At 38.2% G+C, this 668-nt stretch carries 1 protein-coding gene; it reads left to right on the top strand.

Annotation, left to right across the window (positions count from 1 at the left end):
* Positions 1–651: RHS repeat-associated core domain-containing protein (locus tag QZ106_RS00740; protein ID WP_295973038.1), on the top strand; the 651-nt coding region annotated here is incomplete at its 5' end.
* Positions 652–668 lie beyond the last annotated feature (17 nt).

Below are 668 nucleotides of genomic sequence, written 5' to 3'. Positions count from 1 at the left end.
TGGAAAGGGCGTTATGACGCTTGGGGACAGCTTATTCACGACAGCAACCGCCATGCCCAACGGAGCACGCACCAACCGTTCCGCCTGCAGAACCAGTACTTTGACCAAGAAACCGGTTTGCACTACAACTTCTTCCGCTACTATGAACCTGCGCTTGGGCGGTTTATTACACAAGACCCGATTGGGTTGATGGGTGGGATGAATTTGTATCGGTTTGCGAATAATACACAGATATGGATTGATCCCCTAGGATTAGCGCGTTTTTGTACAAGACCTCTGAAAATTCTTCCTAAAAGCACTGATATAGATCCTAATTTTAGAGGAGGTTTAGACTTAGGCTTATTTCATGAACATATCTTCTTTGAAGACGGTTCTAACATTGGTTATACAACAACAGGCACTTTTTCTGAGAGATCTCGAGTTGGATATAAATGTTCCGATAAAAATTATGATGACACGATCATGAAACAAGCCGTCAACAATGTTAAAAACAAGAAAGTACAGTACTTAGAAAAAACAGATGATGGTAGACTAGTAGTTAAAGAAAAATTAAGATTTGGTAAGAATGATTACAATGTACTCACAAATAACTGTCAAGATTTTGCAACAGAAGTAGAAAAAGAATATATTAATATTAGGGGATTAAAATGAATATAGGTAAATTAGAA

Source organism: uncultured Aggregatibacter sp. (assembly GCF_901873365.1).
GTDB lineage: Bacteria > Pseudomonadota > Gammaproteobacteria > Enterobacterales > Pasteurellaceae > Aggregatibacter.
This window is presented reverse-complemented; position numbering and strand designations above follow the sequence as displayed.